20 protein-coding genes are annotated in these 24,200 nt (G+C 69.4%); 14 read left to right on the top strand and 6 right to left on the bottom strand.

Features of this window, described 5'->3' with window-relative positions; all coding sequences use genetic code 11:
• Window positions 1–129: 129 nt before the first annotated feature.
• The 3 genes from ACFWP5_RS01125 to rhaI form a co-directional block, all read right to left on the bottom strand.
• Complete coding sequence (locus ACFWP5_RS01125; protein WP_384148659.1) at window positions 130–1,581, bottom strand: rhamnulokinase family protein; 1,452 nt, start codon at window positions 1,579–1,581, stop codon at window positions 130–132.
• 8 nt (window positions 1,582–1,589) lie between these two features.
• Window positions 1,590–3,629 (bottom strand): bifunctional aldolase/short-chain dehydrogenase, encoded by a 2,040-nt coding sequence (locus ACFWP5_RS01120; protein WP_384148581.1) that lies wholly within the window; start codon window positions 3,627–3,629, stop codon window positions 1,590–1,592.
• Between the two features lie 111 nt (window positions 3,630–3,740).
• Window positions 3,741–4,901 (bottom strand): L-rhamnose isomerase, encoded by a 1,161-nt coding sequence (gene rhaI, locus ACFWP5_RS01115; protein ID WP_384148579.1) that lies wholly within the window; start codon window positions 4,899–4,901, stop codon window positions 3,741–3,743.
• A gap of 262 nt (window positions 4,902–5,163) precedes the next feature.
• Between rhaI and ACFWP5_RS01110 the strand changes: the two genes are divergently transcribed.
• The 10 genes from ACFWP5_RS01110 to ACFWP5_RS01065 all read left to right on the top strand — a co-directional run bounded on the left by ACFWP5_RS01110 (window position 5,164) and on the right by ACFWP5_RS01065 (window position 15,789).
• On the top strand, window positions 5,164–6,681 hold the full coding sequence (locus tag ACFWP5_RS01110; RefSeq protein ID WP_384148577.1) for a sugar ABC transporter ATP-binding protein: 1,518 nt from the start codon (window positions 5,164–5,166) through the stop codon (window positions 6,679–6,681).
• A 90-nt stretch (window positions 6,682–6,771) separates the two neighbouring features.
• Window positions 6,772–7,812, top strand: a complete 1,041-nt coding sequence (locus tag ACFWP5_RS01105; RefSeq protein ID WP_384148574.1) for an ABC transporter permease — start codon at window positions 6,772–6,774, stop codon at window positions 7,810–7,812.
• A complete protein-coding gene (locus ACFWP5_RS01100) occupies window positions 7,805–8,791 on the top strand; it encodes an ABC transporter permease (protein WP_384148572.1) in 987 nt (328 codons plus the stop codon). Before ACFWP5_RS01105 ends, ACFWP5_RS01100 begins: the two co-directional genes overlap by 8 nt.
• 99 nt (window positions 8,792–8,890) lie before the next feature.
• Window positions 8,891–9,973 carry a rhamnose ABC transporter substrate-binding protein gene (gene rhaS / locus ACFWP5_RS01095; protein ID WP_384148570.1) on the top strand — a complete coding sequence of 361 codons (1,083 nt, stop codon included), beginning with the start codon at window positions 8,891–8,893 and terminating at the stop codon, window positions 9,971–9,973.
• 50 nt (window positions 9,974–10,023) lie between these two features.
• On the top strand, window positions 10,024–10,344 hold the full coding sequence (locus tag ACFWP5_RS01090; protein WP_033278944.1) for an L-rhamnose mutarotase: 321 nt from the start codon (window positions 10,024–10,026) through the stop codon (window positions 10,342–10,344).
• Between the two features lie 19 nt (window positions 10,345–10,363).
• Window positions 10,364–11,776: a BNR repeat-containing protein gene (locus tag ACFWP5_RS01085; RefSeq protein WP_384148567.1), complete on the top strand. Its 1,413-nt coding sequence runs from the start codon at window positions 10,364–10,366 to the stop codon at window positions 11,774–11,776.
• Between the two features lie 88 nt (window positions 11,777–11,864).
• Window positions 11,865–12,890, top strand: coding sequence for a LacI family DNA-binding transcriptional regulator (locus tag ACFWP5_RS01080; RefSeq protein WP_033278942.1), 1,026 nt, complete (start codon window positions 11,865–11,867; stop codon window positions 12,888–12,890).
• Window positions 12,891–13,001: 111 nt separating this feature from the next.
• On the top strand, window positions 13,002–14,306 hold the full coding sequence (locus ACFWP5_RS01075; protein ID WP_384148565.1) for an alpha/beta fold hydrolase: 1,305 nt from the start codon (window positions 13,002–13,004) through the stop codon (window positions 14,304–14,306).
• Between the two features lie 29 nt (window positions 14,307–14,335).
• Window positions 14,336–15,079 (top strand): PIG-L deacetylase family protein, encoded by a 744-nt coding sequence (locus ACFWP5_RS01070; RefSeq protein WP_384148563.1) that lies wholly within the window; start codon window positions 14,336–14,338, stop codon window positions 15,077–15,079.
• A 98-nt stretch (window positions 15,080–15,177) separates the two neighbouring features.
• Window positions 15,178–15,789: an FxLYD domain-containing protein gene (locus ACFWP5_RS01065; protein WP_384148561.1), complete on the top strand. Its 612-nt coding sequence runs from the start codon at window positions 15,178–15,180 to the stop codon at window positions 15,787–15,789.
• A 24-nt stretch (window positions 15,790–15,813) separates the two neighbouring features.
• Here the strand turns inward: ACFWP5_RS01065 and ACFWP5_RS01060 are convergent, their stop codons facing one another.
• Window positions 15,814–17,979, bottom strand: a complete 2,166-nt coding sequence (locus ACFWP5_RS01060) for a hypothetical protein (protein ID WP_384148559.1) — start codon at window positions 17,977–17,979, stop codon at window positions 15,814–15,816.
• 140 nt (window positions 17,980–18,119) lie between these two features.
• Here ACFWP5_RS01060 and sigJ point away from each other — a divergent pair, with 140 nt between their 5' ends.
• Together sigJ and ACFWP5_RS01050 are read left to right on the top strand one after the other, a co-directional pair.
• The gene (gene sigJ, locus ACFWP5_RS01055) at window positions 18,120–19,028 is read left to right on the top strand and encodes an RNA polymerase sigma factor SigJ (protein WP_384148557.1); all 909 of its coding nucleotides are present in this window, start codon (window positions 18,120–18,122) and stop codon (window positions 19,026–19,028) included.
• 15 nt (window positions 19,029–19,043) lie between these two features.
• Window positions 19,044–19,874: a pentapeptide repeat-containing protein gene (locus ACFWP5_RS01050; protein ID WP_384148555.1), complete on the top strand. Its 831-nt coding sequence runs from the start codon at window positions 19,044–19,046 to the stop codon at window positions 19,872–19,874.
• On the opposite strand, the gene ACFWP5_RS01045 is transcribed toward ACFWP5_RS01050, so the two are convergent.
• Window positions 19,836–21,365: a cytochrome P450 gene (locus ACFWP5_RS01045; protein WP_384148553.1), complete on the bottom strand. Its 1,530-nt coding sequence runs from the start codon at window positions 21,363–21,365 to the stop codon at window positions 19,836–19,838. The two genes, ACFWP5_RS01050 and ACFWP5_RS01045, sit on opposite strands and share 39 nt — an antisense overlap.
• A 118-nt stretch (window positions 21,366–21,483) precedes the next feature.
• On the opposite strand from ACFWP5_RS01045, the gene ACFWP5_RS01040 reads away from it, so the two are divergent.
• Window positions 21,484–22,092: a TetR/AcrR family transcriptional regulator gene (locus tag ACFWP5_RS01040; protein WP_384148551.1), complete on the top strand. Its 609-nt coding sequence runs from the start codon at window positions 21,484–21,486 to the stop codon at window positions 22,090–22,092.
• A 121-nt stretch (window positions 22,093–22,213) separates the two neighbouring features.
• A complete protein-coding gene (locus ACFWP5_RS01035; RefSeq protein ID WP_384148549.1) occupies window positions 22,214–22,939 on the top strand; it encodes a DUF2470 domain-containing protein in 726 nt (241 codons plus the stop codon).
• Here the strand turns inward: ACFWP5_RS01035 and ACFWP5_RS01030 are convergent.
• A complete protein-coding gene (locus ACFWP5_RS01030; protein WP_384148547.1) occupies window positions 22,907–24,139 on the bottom strand; it encodes a lactonase family protein in 1,233 nt (410 codons plus the stop codon). The two genes, ACFWP5_RS01035 and ACFWP5_RS01030, sit on opposite strands and share 33 nt — an antisense overlap.
• Window positions 24,140–24,200: the final 61 nt, after the last annotated feature.

The following is a 24,200-nucleotide window of genomic DNA, read 5'->3' as shown; positions in this document are numbered from 1 at the left end:
GGCTCCTTAATGGTCGGTCATCGGATGGATGCAGCGTAGTCGGAGGTCACCGTCTCGGGGAGCCCCCGGTTCACCGCGCGGCGAGCCGGGCCCCCGAGTCGGAGGTCATCGTGTGGGGGGACCCCTGGTTCATCGTGCGGCGAGCCGGGCCTCCGCCGCCCGCCACCGGGCGGTGTCGCCCTGCGGCTCGTAGCGGGTCGACGGCTGGGTACGGGCAAGAAGTCTCCGCATGCCGGTCAGGTCGCCGACGAGCCCGTGGGCCCGCGCCTGGACGAGCACGTTGCCGAGGGCGGCAGCCTCCGTCGGACCTGCCACCACCGGCAACCCACAGGCATCGGCGGTCAGTTGGCACAACAGCGCGTTGCGGGTACCGCCCCCGACGACATACACGACGTCGACCGGATGCCCGGCGAGTTCCTGGGCGTCGCCGACCGCCCGCCGATGGGCGAGCGCGAGGGAGTCGAGAATGCAGCGCGTGATCTCCTCACGGGACTCCGGCACCGGCTGCCCGGAACGGCGACATGCATCGACGATCCGCTCCGGCATCCGCCCGGGCGCCAGGAACGCCGCGTCCCCCGCGTCCACGACCGACCGCAGCGCCGGAACCCGGGCCGCCCCGCGCAGCAGCTCTCCCAACTCCGGCTCGCCCCAGGCCCGTACACACTCCTGGAGCAGCCACAGCCCCATGATGTTGCGCAGATAGCGGACAGTGCCGTCGAGCCCCAACTCGTTGGTGAAGTTGGCGGCACGGCTGGCCTCGCTGAGCACGGGCGCGTCCAGCTCCAGACCGGCCAGGGACCAGGTGCCGGTGCAGATATAGGCGAACCGCTCCTCAACTGCCGGAACAGCGGCGACAGCTGATGCCGTGTCATGCGAACCGACCGCGGTGACCGGCACAGGACCCCGTAGCCCCGTCTCCTCCACCACCTCGGCCCGCAACACCCCCGCCGGATCGCCTGGTTGCCGCAACGACGCGAACAGACCGAGGTCGATGCCGAGGCGAGAAGCGATGTCGTACGCCCAGTCGCGCGTCCGGGGATCGATGAGCTGAGTGGTGGAGGCGTTCGTCAGCTCGGTGCCCTGCTCACCGGTGAGCCAATACGACAGCAGGTCGGGGATGAGCAACAGCCGCTCGGCATGGGCCAGTTGGGCCGATTCACGGGCCGCCGTGAGCTGGTACAGGGTGTTGAAGGGCGCGTACTGCAACCCGGTCGACGCGTACAACTCACTCGCGGGCACAGTCGCCCACACCTTCTCGGCGACCCCCTCCGTGCGGGCGTCCCGATAGTGCACGGGATTGCCCAGCAACGCCTCGTCCGCGTCCAACAGTCCGTAGTCCACCGCCCAGCTGTCGATGCCGACCGAGTCGAGCCGCCCGCCGGTGACCGCGCCCGCCGCCCGGAGCCCGTCCAGGACACCCGCGTACAGCGCGAGGATGTCCCAGCGCAGCCCCTCGGGCGTGCGGACGGGCCGGTTGGGAAAGCGGTGTGCCTCCGCCAACTCCAGGGAATCGGGCCCGACGTGGCCGACCATGACCCGTCCGCTGGACGCGCCGAGGTCGATCGCGGCGTAGGCGTTCACGTCGGTGCTCACCGAAGGAAGGCGGCCGCAACGCCGGCGTCGACCGGGACGTGCAGCCCGGTGGTGTGCGTCAAGTCCCCGCCGGTGAGGGCGAAGACGGCGTTCGCGACATGCTCCGGCAGCACCTCACGCTTGAGGATGGTCCGCTGGGCGTAGAACTCACCGAGCTTCTCCTCCTCGATCCCGTAGGTCGCCGCCCGCTGCGCACCCCAACCACCCGCGAAGATGCCCGAGCCACGCACGACACCGTCCGGGTTGATCCCGTTGACCCGGATGCCGTGCTCACCCAACTCGGCGGCCAGCAGCCGTACTTGATGGGCCTGGTCGGCCTTGGTCGCGGAGTACGCGATGTTGTTGGGACCGGCGAACACGGCGTTCTTGGACGCGATGTAGAGGATGTCGCCCCCGAGCCCCTGCGCGATCATCGCCCGGGCCGCCTCACGCGAGACGAGGAACGAACCACGGGCCATGATGTCGTGCTGCAGATCCCAGTCCCTCGCCGAAGTCTCCAGCAGGGGCTTGGAGATGGAGATCCCCGCGTTGTTGACGACGAGATCGACCCCGCCGAAGGCGAGCAGCGCGGCCTTGAAGGCATCGGCGATCTGCCCCTCGTCCGTCACGTCGACGGTGACGGCAACGGCCTTGTCGGGCCCGCCCAGTTCCTCCGAAACGGCCTGCGCACTATCGGAGTTGAGATCCGCGACGACGACACAAGCCCCTTCATCGACCAACCGCCGGGCGATGGCCTTCCCGATCCCACTCCCCGCACCGGTGACGAGCGCGACCCGAGTGGCGAGCGGCTTGGGCTTGGGCATCCGCTGAAGCTTGGCCTCCTCCAGCGCCCAGTACTCGATACGGAACTTCTCCGACTCCTCGATCGGCGCGTACGCCGACACGGCCTCGGCCCCGTGCATCACGTTGATGGCGTTGACGTAGAACTCGCCGGCCACCCGCGCCGTCTGCTTGTCCTTGCCGAAGGAGAACATGCCCACACCGGGGATCAGCACGATCGCAGGGTCGGCACCACGCATCGCGGGGGAGTCGGGCAGAGCGTGCCGCTGGTAGTAGGCGGCGTACTCCTCGCGATAGGCGGAGTGCAGCTCCTTCAGCCGCGCGATGGCTTCGTCCAGCGGAGCCGTAGGCGGCAGATCAAGAACGAGCGGCCTGACCTTGGTCCGCAAGAAGTGGTCGGGGCACGAGGTACCGAGCGCGGCGAGCCGGGGATGCTCGGCCCGCGCGAGAAAATCAAGAACGACATCAGAATCGGTGAAGTGCCCCACCTGCGGCCGGTCTTGAGAGGCGACAGCACGAATGTACGGCGCGAGCGCGGCGCCCCGCTCCCGTCGCTCACCCTCCGGCAGCGCACCGTACCCCTCGACAACGGGCCCGAACGGCTCCGGCTTCCCCCGCTCGACGAGGAACGCCTCGGCGGTACGGATGATGTGCAGCGAGTTCCGCTCGCACTCCTCGGACGTGTCACCCCACGCGGTGATCCCATGCCCCCCGAGCACACACCCAACGGCCTGCGGATTGGCGGCTTTGACGGCAGCGATGTCCAGCCCCAACTGAAACCCGGGCCGCCGCCAGGGCACCCACACCACGGTGTCCCCGAAACACTCGGCGGTCAGCTTCTCCCCGTCGGCGGCGCAGGCGAGCGCGATCCCCGAGTCCGGATGCAGATGATCGACATGCCCGGCGTCCACGAGTCCATGCATCGCAGTGTCGATGGAGGGCGCCGCACCCCCCTTCCCATGAAGGCAGTAGTCGAACGCGGCAACCATCTCGTCCTCGCGGTCGACTCCCGGATACACATCGACAAGCGCCCGCATCCGGTCGAGCCGCAGCACTGCGAGCCCGGATTCGGTGAGGGTCCCAAGGTCACCGCCGGACCCCTTGACCCACATCAGCTCGACATCACCCCCGGTGACGGGATCGGTGTCGATGCCCTTCGCGGACGTATTGCCACCGGCGTAGTTGGTGTTACGAGGATCGGAACCAAGCCGATTGGAACGAACGAGGAGGGCGGCGGCTTCGTGGTGGGGTGCCATGACTTTCAGTTCCTTACGAGAGAGGTGGGTGCATTCCCCTAGGGGCGCGGGGAACTGCGCGACCAGCCACATACGGCCCGCACCCCGCGAACAACAGATCCAGGCAGACGCTCACGCCCCCCAACCGGCCTGCTGCCCCCCAACCCGCTCAGCAACAATCCGCTCCTGCCACCCACTCGCCCGATACGCCGCGATGGGGTCAGGGGCAAGCCCCTGTTCCTCGCGCAGCTCCCTCAGCAGTGGCCGCACGTCAGTGTTGTACGCGTCCATCAGCACGGCATTCGCCTCCAGCACATCCCCAGCACGCTGCGCCGCACCCAACGCCACAGGGTCCACAAGCAACGCCTTCGCCGTGGCCTCCTGCACATTCATCACCGACCGAATGATCGCCGGAATCTTCGCCTCGATGTTGTGACACTGATCCAGCATGAAGGCGACATCGGCAGTGAACCCCCCACCCCGGATCACCTCATACATGATCCGGAACAACTGGAACGGATCAGCCGCCCCCACCATCAGATCGTCGTCCGCATAGAACCGCGAGTTGAAGTCGAACGCCCCGAGCTTCCCCTCCCGCAACAGCGTCGCGACGATGAACTCGATATTGGTACCGGGCGCGTGATGCCCCGTGTCGACCACGACCTGCGCCTTCGGCCCGAGCTTCAGGCAATGGGCGTACGCAGTACCCCAGTCCGGCACGTCCGTCGCGTAGAAGGCCGGCTCGAAGAACTTGTACTCCAGCAACATCCGCTGCCCGTCCCCCAGCCGTGCGTACACCGCCGCAAGCGCCTCCGCCAACCGATCCTGGCGTGCGCTCAGATCATCCTGCCCCGGATAATTCGTCCCGTCGGCGAACCAGAGCTTCAGATCGGCGGAGCCCGTCGCATCCATGATGTCGACGCACTCCAGCAGATGATCCAGCGCCTTGCGCCGCACCGCCGCGTCGGGATGACACACGCTGCCGAGCCGGTAGTCGTCGTCCTGGAACGTGTTCGAGTTGATCGCACCGAGCTTCAGCCCGTGGTCCTCCGCGAACTTCCCCAGCGCCCCGAAGTCGTCGACCCGGTCCCAGGGGATGTGCAGGGCGACCGTAGGAGCCACGCCGGTGAACTCGTGGACCTTGGCGGCGTCCTCCAGTTTCTCCTGCGGAGTCCGAGGAACGCCCTCCTGGGCGAAGACCTTGAACCGGGTCCCCGAGTTCCCGTACGCCCACGACGGCGTCTCGACTGCCTGGGTCCTGAGAGCGGCCTTCACCGCGGCGAGATCGGTCACTTGAGGGCTCCTGTGACGTGCGACGGAACGACGTGTGTATGAAACGATTCAGAGAGCGAAGTTATGAGCCCCCCGAAGGGGTGTCAAGCCCTACGGCGAAGCCTGTGGCCCGTGACTCCAATGTGACCTTTGGCTATCGAAAGTTTTTCGATGCGGACCCATTGACGTGACAAGGCTGGCGCGCCTAACGTCCCGGCAACCAAGTTGAAACCTTTCACGACGCTGTGAGGGCCTACCCGCCGGCGTCGTCGAGGAGCCCCTCATGACCCACCCGTCAGAAGCGGGTCCGGCCCCGGTGCTCGCGCTCAAGGGCATCTCCAAGTCCTTCGGCGCGGTGCGCGCCCTGCGGGACGTGTCCCTCGAACTGTTCCCCGGTGAGGTGCACGCACTCGCCGGTGAGAACGGCGCGGGCAAGTCCACTCTCATCAAGACCCTCGCCGGTGTGCACCGGCCCGACGCCGGCCAGGTGCTGCTCGACGGCGCGCCCGTCCTCTTCCACGGTCCCGGTGACGCCCGCGACGCGGGTATCGCCGTGATCTACCAGGAACCGACCCTCTTCCCCGACCTGTCGATCGCCGAGAACATCTTCATGGGCCGCCAGCCCCGCCGCGCGCTGGGCCGGATCGACCACAAGGCCACGTACGCGGCGACCGCCGACCTGATGAAACGGCTCGGCGTCGAGCTCGACCCCGACCGCCCGGCGCGCGGACTGTCCATCGCCGACCAGCAGATCGTGGAGATCGCCAAGGCGCTCTCCTTCGACGCCCGCGTCCTCATCATGGACGAGCCGACGGCCGCCCTCACCGGCAGCGAGGTGGCCCGCCTCTTCGGCGTCGTCCGCACCCTGCGCGAACAGGGCGCCGCCGTCCTGTTCATCTCGCACCGCCTGGAGGAGATCTTCCAGATCTGCCAACGTGTCACCACCCTGCGCGACGGCGCGCTGATCTCCAGCGAGCCGATCGAGGGAATGACCGAGGACGATCTCGTACGACGCATGGTCGGCCGCGATCTCGACGAGCTGTACCCCAAGCAGGACGTCGAGCCCGGTGAAGTCGCCCTGAGCGTCAAGCGGTTGACCCGCGAGGGCGTCTTCACCGACGTGTCCTTCGATGTACGGCGCGGAGAGATCGTCGGTCTCGCCGGGCTCGTCGGCGCCGGCCGTACCGAGGTGGCGCGGGCCGTCTTCGGCATCGACCGGTGGGACGCCGGCGGGGTCGAGGTCGACGGCAAGTCGCTGACGAACGGCGCCCCTTCGACCGCGATGGCCGCGGGCCTCGCCCTCGTCCCCGAGGACCGGAGGGCCCAGGGCCTGGTGATGGACATGTCGATCGAGCGGAACATCGGCCTGACCGGGTTGCGTACGACGGTCAGGGCGGGCCTTGTCGACCGGGGCGCCGAGCGCAGCCGGTCCCTCGACTGGGCGGTGAAGCTGCACGTCAAGTACGCGCGGATCGCCGACACCGTCAACACCCTCTCCGGCGGCAACCAGCAGAAGGTCGTCCTCGCCAAGTGGCTTGCCACCGGCCCCAAGGTGCTGATCGTCGACGAGCCGACCCGTGGCATCGATGTCGGGACCAAGGCCGAAGTGCACCGGCTGCTCAGTGAGTTGGCCGCCGACGGGGTCGCCGTCCTGATGATCTCCTCCGATCTGCCCGAGATCCTCGGCATGGCCGACCGCGTGCTGGTGATGCACGAGGGCCGGCTCACCGCCGAGATCCCCCGCTCCGAAGCCACCGAGGAAACCGTGATGGCCGCAGCCACCGGGAGGGCCGCCGCATGACCAAGGCCTTCATGACGACCGCAGCTTTCGGGAGGGCCGCCGTATGAACAGGTCCTTCATGGCGTTCGGACCTTTCGGGAGGGCCGCCGTATGACGGTCACCGCGCCCAATCCCGCGCCCGCCGCCGAGGTGCCCGAGTCGAGCAGCACCCGGCTGGTCGACCGGGTCTTCAAGATGCGTGAACTCGCCATCCTGGTCGTCTTCTTGGTGATGATCGGCATCACCCAGGCGGGCAACAGCGAGTTCCTGTCCGAGCAGGGCATCAAGGACCTGCTCCTCAACGCGACCATCCTGGTCCTGGTCGCCACCGGTCAGTCGCTGGTCGTCATCACCCGCAACGTCGACCTGTCCGTCGGCTCCACGCTCGGCATCACCGCCTTCGCCACCGGCACCTACCTCCAGGGCGGTGGCAACGCTGTCATCGCGATCCTGCTGGCGGTGCTGCTCGGTGTCGGACTCGGCCTGGTCAACGGGCTGTTGGTCAGCCTCGGGCAGGTACCGGCCCTGGTCGTCACGCTCGGCACGCTCTACATCATCCGGGGTGTCGACTCCATCTGGGTCGGCTCACGGCAGATCACCGCCGCCGATCTCCCGGGCGGATTCGTGGACTTCGGCTCCGGCGGACTGTCCGCGGTGCCCTGGCTGGCGATGATCGCGCTCGCCGTACTGATCGCCACCGCCTACTACCTCAAACACTTCGGCAGCGGACGGGAGTTGTACGCGCTCGGCTCCAACCCCGAGGCCGCCCGGCTCGCCGGCATCCCCGTCCGCAAGCGGACCCTCGCCGCGTACACCTTCTGCGGCGGACTCGCCGGACTCGCCGGCGCGATGTACCTCGCCCGCTTCGGCAACGTCGACTCCGGCACCGGCACCGGGTACGAACTCACCGTTGTCAGCGCGGTGGTTGTCGGAGGTGTGGTCTTCACCGGCGGCTCCGGCAGCGTCTACGGCGCGGCCCTCGGCGCCCTCCTGCTGACCTCCATCAACAGTGTGCTGCCCGCCCTCGGCGTCAGTTCCGTCTGGGTGCTCGCCATCAACGGCATCCTGCTCATCCTCGCCATCGCCGTCGACCGGATCGTCGCCCTGCGCGTGGCCACCGCACTGAAGAAGAGGAACGCCCGCCATGCCTGAGCCAGCGTCCTTTGCGAACCGCGCGATCCGCTGGGACACGGTCGTCGGCGCCCTCCTGATCGTCCTGCTGCTGTTCTCCTTCTCCTTCGTGGACGGCTTCGGCAACGCGCTGAACCTGTCGTTCCTGATCGGCAACACGCTCCCCATCGCGCTGATCGCCCTCCCGATGACCCTGTTGGTCGTCGCCGGCGAGATCGATCTGTCGGTCGCCTCCACGGCGGGCCTGTCGGGCGCGGTGATGGGCAAGCTGTGGAACGACGGCATGACCATCGAGACGATCATCCCGATCTGCCTGCTGCTGGGTGTGGCCTGCGGACTGGTCAACGGGCTCCTCGTCACCCGGCTCGGGCTGCCGTCCCTCGCCGTTACGATCGGCACCCTCGCCGCGTATCGGGGGATCGCACAGATCGTGCTCGGCTCCGATGCCGTGACCGATTTCCCCACGCAGTATCTGGACTTCGCGTCCGGGCGGCTTGGGAGCACGTTCCTTCCGCAGGCGTTTCTGCCCTTCCTCGTGTTGCTCGCGATTGCCGTGGTCGTGTTGCATGCGACGCCGTTCGGGCGGTCGTTGTTCGCGGTTGGCGCCAACGTGGAGGCTGCGCGGTTTGCCGGTATTCGGGTTCGGCGGCAGAAGCTGATCCTGTTCACGGTGACGGGGTTGATGGCTTCTCTCACCGGCGTCTTCTGGGCGCTGCATTACGCCAGTGCTCGGTATGACAACGCGACCGGGCTCGAACTGTCCGTCGTGGCAGCGGTGTTGCTCGGCGGGATCGATTTTGACGGCGGAAAGGGGACGTTGGGAGGTGCGATCGCCGGGGTTTTCCTGCTCGGTGCGTTGCAGAACGTGATGAGTCTGCTCAACGTTTCGGCGCAGTCGCAGATTGTCGTCACCGGTGTGCTGCTTGTTGTCTCGGTGCTTGGCCCTCGGGTTGCTCAGCAAGTGGCTGTCGCCAGGGCCGCGGCTCGTTCCACTGGATAGGTCGTTTGGCGTCTGCGGGCCCGTTGTGGCTGGTCGCGCAGTTCCCCGCGCCCCTTAAGGGGCGCTTCTGCTCACCCTCGTATCAAAGGAACCCATGCCATGCGCAAGTCATCCCTCCGTCGTGCCTGTGCGGCTCTCGTCGCCGTCACTTCGCTCACCCTCGTTGCCACCGCCTGCGGTGGCACCACCAAGAAGGACGTCAAGGACGAGAACACCGGCTCGGCCGTCACCGGTGGCAAGGCCGATCCGAATGCCGCGCTCAAGAAGGGGCTCACCGTCGCCTTCCTGCCGAAGGCGGTCAACAACCCGTACTTCACCACGTCCGACAAGGGCGGCGAGAAGGCTCTCACCGAACTGGGCGAGAAGTACAAAGAGGTCGGTACGACCAACGCCACTGACACCTCCGGGCAGGTCTCCTACGTCAACACGCTCACCCAGCAGCAGGTGAACGCGATCGCCGTGTCCGCGCAGGACCCGGGTGCCCTGTGCACCGCGCTCAAGCAGGCGATGAGCAACAAGATCAAGGTCGTCACCTACGACTCCGACACCAACCCCGAGTGCCGCAACGCCTTCGTCTCGCAGGCCAGCGCCGAGGACCTCGGCCGCACAGAGGTGCAGCTGCTCGCCCAACAGATCGGCTACAAGGGCGAGATCGCGATCCTGTCCGCCGCACAGACCGCGACGAACCAGAACACCTGGATCGGCTTCATGAAGGAGGAGTTGAAGGACCCCAAGTACAAGAACATCAAGCTGGTCAAGGTCGCCTACGGCAACGACGACGCCCAGCAGTCCTTCCAGCAGACCCAGGGTCTCCTCCAGGAGCACCCGAACCTGAAGGGGATCATCTCCCCGACCACCGTCGGCATCAAGGCCGCCGCCCAGTACCTGTCCGGTTCCAAGTACAAGGGCAAGGTCAAGCTGACCGGCCTCGGCACCCCCAACGACCTGCGCAAGTACGTCAAGAACGGCACCGTCGACGGCTTCGAGCTGTGGGACCCGGCGAAGCTCGGCGACCTGGCCGCTCGTACCGCCGTGGCGCTCGCGTCCGGGCAGATCACCGGCAAGGAGGGCGAGACCTTCAAGGCCGGTTCCACCACGTACACCATCGGCAAGGACGGCGTGATCAACTTGGGCAAGCCGACCGTGTTCGACGCGAAGAACATCGACCAGTTCAACTTCTAGTCCCCGAAGTTCCAGAAGGTCCCGAAGTCCCTTTTCCCTAAGGGGTGTTGATGCAACGTGTGTGCTTTCTGCTGAAGGTCCGGGCGGACCGCCTCGACGAGTACCGCGAGCGACACGCCGCCGTGTGGCCCGAGATGCTCGACGCACTCTCGGCCACCGGCTGGCACAACTACTCGCTCTTCCTGCGTGAAGACGGCCTGCTGGTCGGCTACTTGGAGACCGAGGACTTCGCCGCCGCCCAGGCCGGCATGGAAGCCACCGACATCAACTCCCGCTGGCAGGCGGAGATGGCGCCGTTCTTCGAGTCCCTGGACGGCGCCCGTCCCGACGAAGCGATGAAGCCCCTCACCGAGGTCTTCCACCTCGCGTGATCCCCCACAGGAGCCGCTCATGAGAAGACGCGCCGTGCTCACGACCGCCATACTGGCGGCCGTGGCGACGCCGGGCATCGCGCGGGCGGCCGACCCCGGCCCGTCCGTCACCAAGAAGAGCACCACCCAACTCGACGCCCAGGCCCTCTACTTCGTCTCGTACGACGGCCTGGTCAACAACAACTCGTTCCAGAAGAACGGCCTGTTGACCTACAAGGGTTATCAGTACGCGGCCTGGTACACCGCAAGCAAGCACGCCGTCGTCGGCCGCCGTGTCCTCGGCGGTTCCACCTGGTCCACGATCACCCTCTCCCACACCCTGAAGAGCGACGACTCCCACAACGTCATCTCCATGGGCGTCTCCAGGACCGACGGCCGCCTCCACCTCCACATGGACTCCCACAGCGACGGCTTCTTCTACGTCAAGTCGGTCGCCGGTCTCCTCGACAACCCGGCGTCCACCGCGTGGACTTCGGCCGTGCTCGGCGCCGTACAGACATCGCTGGACGGAGTGGCACTCACCACCCAGTTCACCTACCCCCAGTTCATCGCCACCCCCGAAGGCAAGCTGCAGCTCAGCTACCGCGTCGGGATATCCGGCAACGGCCGCAACGCCCTTGCCGAGTACGACGGTTCGACCTGGACGGCGCTGGGGGAGTGGAGCGCCTCGACCGGCACCTACACCAGCACGCACGGCTCCAGCGCCGCCCGCAACATGTACCTGCACGGCATCGACTACGACGTGAACGGCCGCCTGCACGCCTTTTTCACCTGGCGCGAGCAGTCCGCCGCCGTGATGTGCAACAGCGGCGGCATCACCAACCACGACACCGGCTACGTCTACTCGACCGACCGGGGCCGCACTTGGCGCAACGACGCGGGAACTGCCGTAGGAACGACGGGTAGTTCAAATACCGTGGCTGTCACGGACGCAGGTCTCGTCGTAGATTCACTCAACCCCGACCACTCCCTGATGAACCAGGAGAGCCAGTCCACCGACTCCACCGGCCTCCCGCACGCGATCATCAGCTACGTCCCCGGCCGCTTCGGCCAGTGCACCACGAACTACGTCACCGACCGCACCGCCAACGGCCGCGCCTTCCACGTCCGCAAGAACTCCGCCGGGACCTGGCAGAAGACCGAGATCCCGATCGCCCTGAACTCCAGCCAGCGCACCAAGCTGGTCCTGGACAAGTACGACAACGCCTACGCGGTCCTGCCCTACGGCCGTATCGCGGGCGCTTCGAAGTCCTCGGGGTACACGGACTGGGCGCTGCTGTACGACGGGAGCGGCCTGAACGCGTTCGGTGAGGTCGTCATCGACGAGCCGCGGGTGAGGGCGGACAGCGTGCTGTCGTTCATGTACCAGGAGAAATCGAGCGGTACGACCCCCTCGGCACTCCACGTCGTCGACTTCGCCCTGCCCGCGTGACCGGCACGGTCGCAGGAGTCGTCACAGGTCATGGCGGTAATGTGAAGACCTGCCCGCCGCCCCACGTCACCCTGGAGGTCTCCGCCTGATGGCCCAGCCGGTGGGTATCAAGGACGTCGCCCGCGCCGCCGGAGTCTCCGTCGGCACGGTCTCGAACGTCATCAACCGCCCGGACACCGTCGCCACGGAGACCCGGGCCCGGGTGCTGTCCGCGATCGACCGCCTCGGCTACGTCCGCAGCGAGTCCGCGCGCCAGCTGCGCGCCGGCCGCAGCCGGATCATGGGGCTGCTCGTCCTCGACATGGGCAACCCGTTCTTCGTGGACGTGGCCCGCGGCGCCGAGCGCGCCGCGCGGGAATCGGGGCTCGGCGTGATGGTCTGCAACAGCGCGCAGAGCCCCGTCGAGGAGGCCGACTACCTCTCGCTCTTCGCCGAACAGCGGGTGCGGGGCGTGCTGTTGACCCCGGCGGACGCGACCGGACGCAACATCGAATCGTTCCGCCGGCACGGCATCCCCTTCGTGCTCGTCGACCGCGTCGCCGAGGGCACCACCGAGTGCTCGGTCTCCGTCGACGACGTCGCCGGAGGTGCGCTCGCCGTGCGGCACCTGGTCGACGCGGGACATCGTTCCATCGCGTACGTCAGCGGCCCGCCCGGCTTCAACCAGGTGCGGGACCGCCGTACGGGCGCGAAGAACGCGCTCGCGGAGGCCGGTCTCGACCCCGACGCGCTGCGCGAGCTGCCCACCGACCGGCTCGACGTGGCCGCCGGACGCGACGCCGGAGCGCGTCTGCTCGGCCTCGCCGACCGGCCCACGGCCGTCTTCTGCGCCAACGACCTCCTCGCCCTCGGCGTGCTCCAGGCCATGTACGCGGCCGGGGTCGGCGTCCCCGACGACCTCGCGATCGTCGGCTACGACGACATCGAGTTCGCGGCCGCAGCCGCCGTACCGCTCACCTCGGTCCGCCAACCCGCCGTCACCATGGGTGCGTTGGCCGCCGAGCTGCTCCTGGAGGAGACCGAGGCGGAGACCGCCGCACGTCCGCACGAGCACCGGCGGGTCGTCCTCCAGCCGGAACTGGTGGTGCGCCGCTCCAGCCTCGCCGCCCGCTGATCCGCCGGTCAGTAGCGATCCGCAGGATTTCATGATCCAGGGGGTCGGATATCGGACGCGCATGTGCTGAGATGTGACGCGGCCCGTAAATCGTCCGTCCCAGGAGCCCCGTTGTCCGTCAGCTACCGCCAGCCCGGCGTCGTCCTCACCGACCGCCACTTCACCGTGCCCCTCGATCACGAGGACCCCACGGGCGAGACCATCCAGCTCTACGCCCGTGAGGTCGTCGCGAGCGGCAAGGCGCACCGCGAGGACCTGCCGTGGCTGCTCTACCTGCAGGGCGGACCCGGATTCGGGGCGAATCGTTTCGTCGGACGACAGGCCTGGCTCGACCGCGCCCTCGACGAGTACCGCGTCCTCCTCCTCGACCAGCGCGGCACCGGCCACTCCACCCCGCTCACCCGCCAGACGCTCCCGCTGCGCGGCGGCCCCGCCGAGCAGGCCGAGCACCTCACGCACTTCCGCGCCGACTCGATCGTCCGGGACTGCGAGACGATCCGCCCGGCCCTCACCGGTGGCGCCCCCTGGACCGTCCTCGGCCAGAGCTTCGGCGGCTTCTGCACGGTGAACTACCTGTCCACGGCGCCCGAGGGCCTGCGCGCCGCCGTCCTCACCGGCGGCCTGCCGTCCCTCGACGCCCACGCCGACGACGTCTACCGCGCCGCCTACCCGCGCATCGAGCGCAAGGTCGCCGCCCACTACGACCGCTACCCGCAGGACGTGGACCGGGCCCGCCGCATCGCCGAGCACCTGATGCGGCACCAGCCGGTCCTGCCCAACGGCTACCGGCTCACCCCCGAGGCCTTCCAGTCCCTCGGCATCATGCTCGGCAGCGGCGAGGGCAGCCACCGCCTCCACTTCCTCCTGGAACACGCCTTCGTCCGCACCCCGCAGGGCCACGAACTCTCCGACGCGTTCCAGGAGGAGGTCCAGAACTCCCTCTCCTACGCCGGGCACCCCCTCTACGCCCTCGTCCACGAGTCGGTCTACGGCCAGGACAGCCGCCCCACCGCCTGGTCGGCGGAGCGCGTCCGCGCCGAGTTCCCGCAGTTCGACGCCGCCAAGACCCTCACGGGCGACAGCCCCCTCCTCTTCACCGGCGAGTCCATCCACCCCTGGATGTTCGACTGCGACCCCGCCCTGCGCCCACTCCGCGACACCGCCGAACTCCTCGCCGCCCACACCGACTGGCAGCCCCTCTACGACCCCGCGCGCCTCGCCGCCAACGAGGTCCCGGTCGCCGCGGCCGTCTACCACGACGACATGTACGTCGACGCGACCCACTCCCTTCAGACGGCCCGCACGATCCGCGGCCTGCGCACCTGGGTCACCGACGAGTTCGAGCACGACGGGGTACGGGCCGGCGGCCCGCGCGTCCTGGACCGGCTGCTCGCCCTCACGCGGGACGAGGCGTAAAGCCCGAGGAGCGTGGCTATTCTGCGCCCATGACCGAGCCGCAGAGCACCCCACTCCAGCCCCTGCCCGACGACTGGCAACGCGCCCTCGCCGTCGTGGCCCACCCGGACGACCTCGAATACGGCTGCTCGGCGGCGGTCGCCGCGTGGACCGACGCCGGCCGGTCGGTCGCCTACGTCCTGGCCAGCCGAGGCGAGGCCGGCATCGACACACTGGAGCCACGCGAGTGCGGCCCGCTGCGGGAACGCGAGCAGCGGGCCAGTGCTGCGGTCGTGGGCGTGACGGAGGTGGAGTTCCTCGGCCACCGGGACGGCGTCATCGAGTACGGCATCGCCCTGCGCCGCGACATCGCCGCCGCGATCCGCCGTCACCGCCCCGAACTGGTCATCACCATGAACCACCGGGACACCTGGGGCGGCGTCGCCTGGAACACCCCCGACCATGTCGCCGTGGGCCGCGCCACCCTCGACGCGGCCGGCGACGCGGGCAACCGCTGGATCTTCCCGGAACTCCGGGACCAGGGCCTGGAGCCGTGGGACGGTGTCCGCTGGGTGGCTGTCGCCGGTTCCGCCACGCCCACGCACGCCGTGGACGCGACCCCCGGGCTGGAACGCGGGGTGCGCTCGCTGCTCGAACACCGCACGTACATCGAGGCGTTGACGGACGAGGACCCCGAGACGTACGCCCGCGAATTCCTGACGAAGTGGGCGACGGCCACCGGTGAGAGGTTCGGCGGTAAGCCGGCGGTGTCGTTCGAGCTGTTCGCGAGGTAGGTCCTGCCGGAGGGTCGAGGCAGGCCCCACACCAGGTGGCTCACGGGTGGTCGCCGAGGACATGCCGCATCGAAATTTCCGACATAAGGTTCATTTCGATGAATACCAAGCCACTCCGCCGGGCCCGCCCGGCCGCCCTGGTCCTCGCCGTCGTCGCGGCGAGCACGGTCGCGCTGGTCTCGTGCGGCAACGACAACGACAGCTCCGGCAGCAGCTCGCAGGCTTCGGCCCCGGACACGGCCTCCTTCTCGGGGATGACACCGTCGGCCCTGAAGTCGGCCGCTTCTTCGGCGGTCGCGTCGGCCTACGCCGCGGCCTCCGTCGCCGCGTCCTCCGCATCGGCCGCCGCGTCCTCCTTCGAGGCATCCGTGTCGGCCGAGGTGGCCCGCGCGAGCAAGGACGCCCAGAACGAGCTCAAGGACGTCAAGGGCCAGGGCAACGCCATGTCGGACGTCGCCATGACCGGCAAACCGCGCGCCCAGACCAGCGGACTGCTCGCCGTCGTCGTCACCATCACCAACAAGACCGACAAGAAGGCGTCCTACGCCGTCCAGGTCGACTTCCTCGACTCCTCGGGGAAGGTGGTGGAGACCCGCTACGTCGGCGCCGAGAACCTCGCCCCCGGCGCGAAGGCCCAGCCGATCGCCATCAGCACCAAGCCGCCGGAGCCGGTACTGACCCCGAAGTTGGCGAAGGCGCAACGCTATTGAGGAAGCTGACGGGCAACAGACGTCTCAGCGCTTGGAGTTGAGCTCGTCCACAGCTCCACCCGCATCGCCGATCGTCGTGTAGTCGACGGCGACGAAGTTCACCGGCCGACCGCGTTCCCGCTCGCAGCGGTGGACGCGGTCGAGCACGTACTGCCGGGCGTTGACCTTCCCCGCGTCCAGGCGGCTGCCGCCGTCGATGGTGATGAAGTGGTTGAGCAGGAACAGGCGTTTGTCGCTGCCGCCGCGATACGGTGCGCAACTCATCGCGTCCGGGGTCCGGAACGCGAACGGCGTCTCCATCCCGTAGTCGTAGAAGTTCCGGTACCAGGACGCCGGGCCGTCGGCCTGCTCGGCGAAGACGACAAGCCGGCGCCCGCTGTCGATCAGGTCGCCCAGGGTCGGCCACGGCTTCGCGGGATCGGGGTCCGGGGTGTGGACCAGGTCACTCAACCCGGCCTGCGTGAAGGCCTGTTCGGTGTCCTCGCCGCTGATCGCGTCCTGCACGATCAGCGTGACGACCTCGGTCGGATGGGCGCGCGTCCAGTCACCGATCTCGCGCAGCGCGGGCACCAGCGCGACGGCGCCGGCCCGGCACACGGAGTGGCACAGCCACAGCCCTTCGCGCGGCGGGTTGAACCTGTCCACGGTCGCGGCGATGAACTTCCGCTGTTCCGGGGTGAAGTCGGACTCGGCGAGCCGCTGCGTGATCTCGTCCGGGCGCTCCCACCGGTAGGTGTCGATCTGCAGGGCACGCACCCCGTCGTCCAACTGGGCGGAGATACCCGGGTCTTGAAGCGGGCCGATGAACCGGTCGACGGTCGACGACATCGCGTTGTGCGAGGTCAGGTAGGCGACCTCGTCGTACGACCGGTCGCACAGTGCGGCGCTGCCCTCACAGGTACGGGACGCGGCGGGCGTGACGGCGTACGGCACGAGCAGGATGCCGGCGACGGCGGCACCACCCGTGGCCAGGGCCAGCCACCGGATGCGGGGCGGTGTAGAGACGCGGGGCCTGACCTGAAGGGCCCAGCCCACGCCGGTCAGGAGGGCGCCGGCCAGAACAGGGACCAGGGCGGTCGTCAGGGCGGTGGCCGTGAGCCGGTCCAGGGCGGTGCGCTGCACGTCGTCGACCAGCCGGGCCAGGCTCGGCGGCCAGGAACCCGGCGGATCGATCACCTGCCCACCGCTGACCAGCCGGAACAGTACGGCGACGAGCCCGGCCAGTACCCCACCGGCGGCGAGCGACCAGCCCAGCGGCAGCAGTCGGCGGCCCGGAGGCGCCGAGCCCCCGGCGACCCACAACACCGCGAGCGAGACGACCAGGAGCGCCGAGGCGAGGGCCTCCGCGAGGCCGAGTCCGACGGCGGTGTAGGTGCGGGCGCGGTGGAGGGGCGCCAGGTCGTTGCCGGACGCGGCGAGGGTGTCCGTGAGGTTCCAGGTGCCGCCGTCGACGGTCGCCCGGAGCTGGGCAGCGGTCGTACGGATCCGGTCCGACACGACGGCGGGGGCGACGGTGGCGAGCGCGGTCGCGACATCACCGTCCCGCAGTGCCGTCTCGACCGCCGGACGCAGGGTGACCCGTTCCGCGGCGGGCAGACCGCTCACCAGCGTCTCCGCCGCCTGGCCCGCCTGAGCCTCGGTCAGCGGAAGGGCGGGCAGCCCCTGGGGCACGTGCCCCGCGACCACGGCACTCAGGGCGCCGGACAGGTCGGTCGAGAAGCGCTCGAAGTCGGGCTCGGGCCGGTCCTGGACCGAGGCGACGAGATCCCCGAAGTAGATCTGGGCCAGGTCGTTGAGGTTGGCCAGCACCGGCCGCAGATCGACCGTGAGGTCCAGCGAGTCGCGCTCGCCGCCCAGATAGCCCACCACGGCGTTGATCTGCTGCTGGGTGAGGTCCCGGACCGTCTCCGGCGGCAGCACCAGCTTGAGGTTGGAGGTGACCTGGGCCTCCGGAACCGGCAGCCGGGCCAGCAGCCCCCGGGTGACAGCCGCCGTCTTCGGATCGACCAGCACCTGGTTGTAGAGGCGGTCGTAGGCCTGCTGTTCGTCCAGTACGGACCGGTAGAAGCCCGGTGAGCCGACAGTGGAGCGGGCCGTGGCCGCGGTGGTGAGCACCGCGGTGGCGAGGGCGGCCAGGATGAGGGCCGCGATACGCGGCAGCCTGCGGGACGCGACGCCGACCGGGTCCATGACTCACCATCGTCGTCCCGCCCCACCGGCCCCGCAAACGGACAGGGGAGGCGGAAACCGCATCGCCATGGCGGCGGCGGACGTGCTTTGATCACCCCGGCCTTCGCTCGTACGACCACGGAATCCACCACGGGGACGGTATGAACGACGAGGAACTTCTGGCGGAGCGCTTCGAGGAACACCGCGGCCGGCTGCGCGCGGTCGCCTACCGCATGCTCGGCTCGGTGCCGGAGGCGGAGGACGCCGTCCAGGAGACGTGGCTGAAGCTCAGCCGCACCGACGCGGACGACATCAGGAACCTCGGCGGCTGGCTGACCACGGTCGTCGGCCGGGTCTGTCTCGACCTGCTGCGCTCCCGTACGTCACGCCGCGAGGAACCGATCGACGAGACCTTCACCGAGACCTTCGTACCCGACCCCTTGGTCAGCCCCCTCACGGAGCTCGACCCGGAAGAGGAAGTACTCCACGCCGACTCGGTGGGCCTCGCCCTCCTCGTCGTCCTGGAGACCCTGGAACCCGCCGAACGACTCACGTTCGTCCTGCACGACATGTTCGCGGTGCCCTTCGACGACATCGCCCCGATCGTGGAACGCGGTTCGGCCGCGACCCGCCAACTGGCCAGCAGGGCCCGCCGTCGAGTGCAGGGTGCCAGCCCGTCGACCGACCCCGATCTCGCCCGCCAGCGCGAGATCGTCGAGGCCTTCCTCGCCGCCGCACGCGAGGGCGACTTCGACGCCCTCGTCGCACTCCTCCACCCGGACGTGGCCCTGCGCGCCGACTCCGGTGCCCTGGTACGGGGCGCGGCTGCCTCCAAGGCGCTGCGCGGCGCACGCGCGGTCGCGGAACAGGCGCTCATGTTCGCCCCGTTCGCTCGCTTCGCCCAACTCGCCCTGGTCAACGGCTCGGTGGGTGTCGTCAACGCGCCCGAGGGACAGGTGCTTTCGGTCATGGGCGTCACCGTCGCCGACGGCCGGATCACCGAGATGTACATCCTCTCCGACCCGGATCGGCTGGCCCGCCTCGATGTGAACAGGGATGTGAACAGGTAAGTACGCTTGGACACCATGGAAGATCACATAGCGGACCGCTCCGACCTCCGCGGCGACTGCGAGCGCTGCTTCGGGCTGTGCTGTGTGGCGTTGCCCTTCGCCGTCTCGGCCGACTTCGCGATCGACAAGGCCGCCGGGACGCCCTGCCCGAATCTTCAGGGTGATCACCGCTGCGGCATCCACGCGAAGCTCCGGCCGAAGGGCTTCACCGGTTGTACCGTCTACGACTGCTTCGGGGCCGGGCAGCGGGTCTCGCAGGTCACTTTCGCCGGACAGGACTGGCGTACGGCTCCCCAGGAGCAGGCCCGCCGGATGTTCGATGTGTTTCCCGTCGTACGGCAGCTTCATGAACTGCTCTGGTACCTGACCGAGGCGCTCACCCTGCCCGCCGCCGGCCCGGTCCACCCCGACCTGCGCCGGGCGCTCGACCGCACCGAGGACCTCACGCGTGGGACGCCCGAAGAGCTCGGCGCGCTGGACGTGGGCGCGCATCGGCAGGAGGTCAACGTGCTGCTGCTGCGGACCAGTGAGCTGATGCGGGCGGGGGCGAAGGGGAAGAAGAAGGAGCGGCGAGGCGCCGACCTCATGGGTGCCCGGCTCAACGGTGCCGATCTGAGCCGGGCCAATCTGCGCGGTGCCTACCTCATCGCCGCCGATCTCACCGGGGCCGACCTGCGCGGTGCGGATCTGATCGGTGCCGATCTGCGGGACGCCGATCTCACGGACGCCGATCTGACCGGCGCCTTCTTCCTCACCCAACCGCAGGTCAACGCGGCCCGGGGGAGCGCCGGGACCAGGCTGCCGGAGTCAGTCGTCCGTCCCGTGCACTGGGCAGCGGGGTTCTGACCGAACCTCGTCGGGGACCGCGACCGGTGCGGAGGCCGCCGCCGCGGCGCGGCGGTCGAGGTGCAGGCGGAGGCCCTCCGGCATCAGCGTCAGGCGCTCGGCCACGCGCAGCTGGTACGCCGGGTCCGGGCGCAGTTCGTAGCGGCGCAGCAGCAGGCCCAGGACCAACGTCGCCTCGTGCAGGGCGAATTGGCGCCCGATGCACGCCCGCGCCCCCGTCCCGAACGGCTTGAAGGTGTGCGGGGCGCGGGAGCGTACGGCCTTGGCGTCGAAGCGGTCCGGGTCGAACTCCTCGGCGTCCGCACCCCACACCTCGGGGTCGCGGTGCAGCATCGGCGTCAGGATCAGCGCCCAGGCGCCCCGGCGCATCGGGTGGACCCCGGTCAGTTCGGTGTCCCGGGTGGCTTCGCGGGCGTACGCGGGGGCCGTCGGCCAGAGCCGTAGCGACTCGTCGAGGACCCGGCGGACGTAGCGCAGCTTGGCGACCTGGTCGTAGCCCGGGGTCCGCGTGTCACCCCACACCTGGTCCACCTCGGCGCGGGCGCGGGCCGCGATCTCCGGGTGGCGGGCGAGATAGTGCAGGGCGAAGGACAGGGAGCCCGAGGTCGTCTCGTGGCCGGCGACCAGGAAGGTGATGACCTGGCGGCGGACGTTCTCGGGGGAGAGGCGTTCGCCGGTCTCCGGGTGGGCCGTGTCGAGCATCCGGTCCAGCAGGTCGCCGTCACCGCCCCCGCTCGCCTTACGGCGGGTGTGCACCATGTCGTCGACCGTGCGATTGAGGTAGGCGATGTCCGCCTCGTTGCGGCGAGTTGCGGTACGCAGCAGGAGCGGGGCCAGAGGCGACGGTACGGAGTTGAGGCGTTGCGCGTAGCTGAGCGTGCCCACCATCGACGTCACGAAGGGGTGCGGGCGGTCGCGTTCGAAGGAGCCGAAGTCATGGCCGAAGCCGGTGCGCGCGATCGTCTCCAGCGTCAGCTTGGTCATGTCGCCGGGCACGTCCACCGACCGTCCGGCCGTCAGTTCGCGGTCCCAGTGGTCCGTGAGCCGCTCGGCCACGGACAGCATCATCGGGTGGTAGCCCGCCATCGCCTCGCGGCTGAAGCCGGGGGCCAGGACGTCGTGCGCCAACTGCCAGTTGGGCTCGTGGTTGTACGCCGTGAACAGCCCGTCCCCGGCGACCGGCCGCAGGTTCGCGACCCCCAGACCGACATGCTTGGCGAACCGCGACTCGTCCGCCATGTCGGCGACCATGTCGGCGCCCCACACGAACACGAACTCCTTGCCGAAGGCCTTCCGCCGGAAGATCGGGCCGAGTTGGCGGGCGTGGCGGAGCGTGTCCTGGAGGGGAGTGCGGCGGTCGGCGCCGAGGACGTCACCGAGCAGCGGGACCCGGCGCGGGGGATGCGGGATGCGGTCGAGGTCGGGCCAGCCCTGCTCGGCATCCCGGAATCCCTTCGGCAGCGCGGTCGGCGTCGCCGTCGTCTCCGCCATGACGCGATCTCCCTTGAGGCAGCGGGCCGTTGAGGGGCACTGAGCCTGTTGTACGTGGGTTCAATAGCGTGTTTCAGTGTGATCCCGTCGGTGAACCGACGTCAAGTAAAGTGCGGGAATGGCCGCCAACCAGGGTGAGCGCACGCGCCGCCGGCTCAGCATCGAGGAGCGTCGGGAGCAACTCCTCACGGTGGGCGCGCGGTTGTTCTCGGAGGACCCCTACGACGACGTGTGGATCGAGCAGGTCGCCGAGATCGCCGGGGTCTCCCGCGGGCTGCTCTACCACTACTTCCCGACCAAGCGGGACTTCTTCGCGGCCGTCGTCGAGCGCGAGAGCGAGCGGATGCTGCGGATGACGGCGGCCGTGCCGGGCGTGCCGGCCCGTGAGCAACTCGCCGTCGCCCTCGACACCTATCTGGAGTACGTGCACACCCACGCGCACGGCTACCGCGCCTTCCACCGCGCCGACGCGGCGGGCGACCAGACCGTGCGGCGGGTCTACCAGCGGGCGTTGGCCGCGCAGGAGCGGCAGATCCTGGCCGCGCTCGCCGCGGATCCCGAGTTCGGGCCGGCCGTGGCGGAGCGGCCCGACGCGAAGCTCGCGGTGCGCGGGTGGCTGGCCTTCACCACCGCCGTCTGTCTGGAGTGGCTGCGCGGGCCGGAGTTGAGCCGGGAGCAGGTGCGCGATCTGTGCGCACGGGCGCTGTTGGGCGTCATCTCGCCCTGAACAGTGGCTCGTGAAGCTGAGCAGCGGTTCGTGAAGGAAGTCGTGCGGATCTGCGTGACGTGGTTGGCGTGCGCTCCGATCTTCGGTAAGTTAGGCAAGGCTTACCTAAGGAGGTTCAGGGATGGGTGACAGCCAGACGTGGACGGCCGTGCCTGCCGCGGCCGAGCGAGCCCGCTCGGTGCTCGCCGCCGCATGGTCCTGCGCGGTGACCGCGGAGGGCGGTCGCGAGGAGTTCGTCGGAGCGCACAGCGTGGACGACGACGGCCGGGTGCTCCTGCAAGTACCCGAGGACAGCGCCCTGTTGGCGGCCGCGATCTGCGCGCCGCGCGGAGAGCCGTCCGCCGTCCTGGAGTTCGCGGACGTCGCCCCCGTCCCCGTGCGCAACCGTATCCGGGCCAGGCTGTGGCTGGCCGGGTGGTTCGTGCCCGAGGAGGGTCAACTCGCCTTTCGGGCAACGCGCGTGGTGCTGCGCCCGTCGACCGGCGCGGTCGTCATCGACCTCGACGAGTTCGCCGGCGCCGAACCCGACCCGCTCGCCCTGGCCGAGGCCCAGCTGCTCACCCACCTCGCCGACTGCCACTCCGACGCGGTCGAGCGGCTCACCCGGCTCGTCGAACCCGACAGCCTGCACGGCGCGGTCCGCGTCCAGCCCCTCGCCGTCGACCGGCACGGACTGACGCTGCGCATCGAGCGCGCCCGTGCCCACGGCGACGTACGACTGCCGTTTCACGCGCCCGCCGACACGGTCACCCACCTCACCGAGCGCATGCATGTGCTGCTCACCCAGGCCAGCGCCGCGTCCTGCCCGCGCCCCCTACAGCGGCAGCGCACAGACGGCGACCGGTGAGGCGAACGGCTCGCCCGCAAGCCGCAGTTGACCTGTGCCGTCGTCCACGTGGAACACACTGACCGTGCTCGACTTCTGGTTCGCGGTGAACAGCAGCGTTCCGTCCGGCGAGAGAGCGATCTGCCGCGGGAAGTCACCGGACACCGGCACCGTGTCGAGCAGCCTGAGCCGGGCGCCGTCCGCCTCGACGGCGTACCGGGCAAGGGTGTTGTCGCCGCGGTTGGCGAGATAGGCGTACGAACCGTTCGACGTCACCAGGATCTGCGCCGGGTAGTTGGTGGTGCTGCCCGTGCTGCCGCTGGACTGCGGGTCGCCGATCGAGAGGGCACCCGTGGCCGGGTCGTAGCCGCAGACCGCGATGGTGTCGTCGACCTCGTTGGCCAGGTAGGCGTACCGGCCGCCGGGGTGAAACGTGAGGCTGCGCGGGCCCGCACCCGCGCGGGTGTGCGCCTGCGAGACCTCGGTGAGCGTGCCCTTCGTGGTGTCCAGGCGGTAGGTGTAGACCGTGTCGGTGCCCAGGTCGACGGCGAGGACATGGCCGCCGTCGGGACTGGTGACGAACTGGTGGGCGTGCGGGCCGTCCTGGCCCGGACCCGGCTGCGGACTGGAGTGCTTGACCAGCGCGGTGCGTTCGCCGAGCGCGCCCGCGGTGTCGATCGGGTGCACGGCCACACTGCCGGAGGTGTAGTTGGCGCTGAGCAGCCAGCGCCCGGTGGGATGCACGGACAGATGGCAGGGGCCCGCGCCGCCGGTGCTCCGCGCGCCGAGGATCTTGCGGTCCGCCAGCCGTACGGCGGTCACCGCACCGGCCGTCTGTTCGTCGACCGCGTACAGCGTGCGACCGTCGGGGTGCACGGCGAGGTACGACGGGTCGGCGACCCCGGTGAGCGCTCCTCCGCCGGTGATCTGCCCGGTCGACGCGTCGTAGGTGGCCAGGCCGATGCCCGTGCCGCCGCCGTCGACCGAGGTGTACGTGCCGAGGTAGAGGGGTCGGGGACCGGAGGCCTTGCCGGTGCGGTGGGTGCCGGGAGCCGGTGCCTTGGCGGCCGACGGATCCGGCGTGTTCGTACCGGGCGATTCGGGATCCGCAGGTGCCGCGGCCGGTGAGGGGACCGCGACCACCGCCGCGGTTCCCGCCAGGGCGCCGATGAAACGGCGCCTGCTCCAGCCCTCGCGTGACGCCTCCGCACCACTGGTCATGCCCACACCCTCAGGTCGTCGCTTGCCTCGGTCGTCACAGCAACCTTGGCGTGACGGACCC

It is taken from the genome of Streptomyces sp. NPDC058469, from assembly GCF_042721125.1.
Classification (GTDB): Bacteria; Actinomycetota; Actinomycetes; order Streptomycetales; family Streptomycetaceae; genus Streptomyces.
Note: the sequence above shows the minus strand (reverse complement) of the source record. Positions and strands in the feature narration are given on the sequence as shown.

Bases quoted from the DNA above. Each gene is read 5' to 3' on its own strand.
- ACFWP5_RS01120 (WP_384148581.1), bottom strand. From the start codon at position 3,629: ATGGCACCCCACCACGAAGCCGCCGCCCTCCTCGTTCGTTCCAATCGG.
- ACFWP5_RS01030 (WP_384148547.1), bottom strand. From the start codon at position 24,139: ATGACCAGTGGTGCGGAGGCGTCACGCGAGGGCTGGAGCAGGCGCCGT.
- ACFWP5_RS01105 (WP_384148574.1), top strand. From the start codon at position 6,772: ATGACGGTCACCGCGCCCAATCCCGCGCCCGCCGCCGAGGTGCCCGAG.
- ACFWP5_RS01040 (WP_384148551.1), top strand. From the start codon at position 21,484: ATGGCCGCCAACCAGGGTGAGCGCACGCGCCGCCGGCTCAGCATCGAG.
- ACFWP5_RS01045 (WP_384148553.1), bottom strand. From the start codon at position 21,365: ATGGCGGAGACGACGGCGACGCCGACCGCGCTGCCGAAGGGATTCCGG.
- ACFWP5_RS01050 (WP_384148555.1), top strand. From the start codon at position 19,044: ATGGAAGATCACATAGCGGACCGCTCCGACCTCCGCGGCGACTGCGAG.
- ACFWP5_RS01065 (WP_384148561.1), top strand. From the start codon at position 15,178: ATGAATACCAAGCCACTCCGCCGGGCCCGCCCGGCCGCCCTGGTCCTC.
- ACFWP5_RS01035 (WP_384148549.1), top strand. From the start codon at position 22,214: ATGGGTGACAGCCAGACGTGGACGGCCGTGCCTGCCGCGGCCGAGCGA.
- ACFWP5_RS01070 (WP_384148563.1), top strand. From the start codon at position 14,336: ATGACCGAGCCGCAGAGCACCCCACTCCAGCCCCTGCCCGACGACTGG.
- ACFWP5_RS01090 (WP_033278944.1), top strand. From the start codon at position 10,024: ATGCAACGTGTGTGCTTTCTGCTGAAGGTCCGGGCGGACCGCCTCGAC.
- rhaS (WP_384148570.1), top strand. From the start codon at position 8,891: ATGCGCAAGTCATCCCTCCGTCGTGCCTGTGCGGCTCTCGTCGCCGTC.
- ACFWP5_RS01085 (WP_384148567.1), top strand. From the start codon at position 10,364: ATGAGAAGACGCGCCGTGCTCACGACCGCCATACTGGCGGCCGTGGCG.
- ACFWP5_RS01060 (WP_384148559.1), bottom strand. From the start codon at position 17,979: ATGGACCCGGTCGGCGTCGCGTCCCGCAGGCTGCCGCGTATCGCGGCC.
- ACFWP5_RS01100 (WP_384148572.1), top strand. From the start codon at position 7,805: ATGCCTGAGCCAGCGTCCTTTGCGAACCGCGCGATCCGCTGGGACACG.
- ACFWP5_RS01080 (WP_033278942.1), top strand. From the start codon at position 11,865: ATGGCCCAGCCGGTGGGTATCAAGGACGTCGCCCGCGCCGCCGGAGTC.
- ACFWP5_RS01110 (WP_384148577.1), top strand. From the start codon at position 5,164: ATGACCCACCCGTCAGAAGCGGGTCCGGCCCCGGTGCTCGCGCTCAAG.
- sigJ (WP_384148557.1), top strand. From the start codon at position 18,120: ATGAACGACGAGGAACTTCTGGCGGAGCGCTTCGAGGAACACCGCGGC.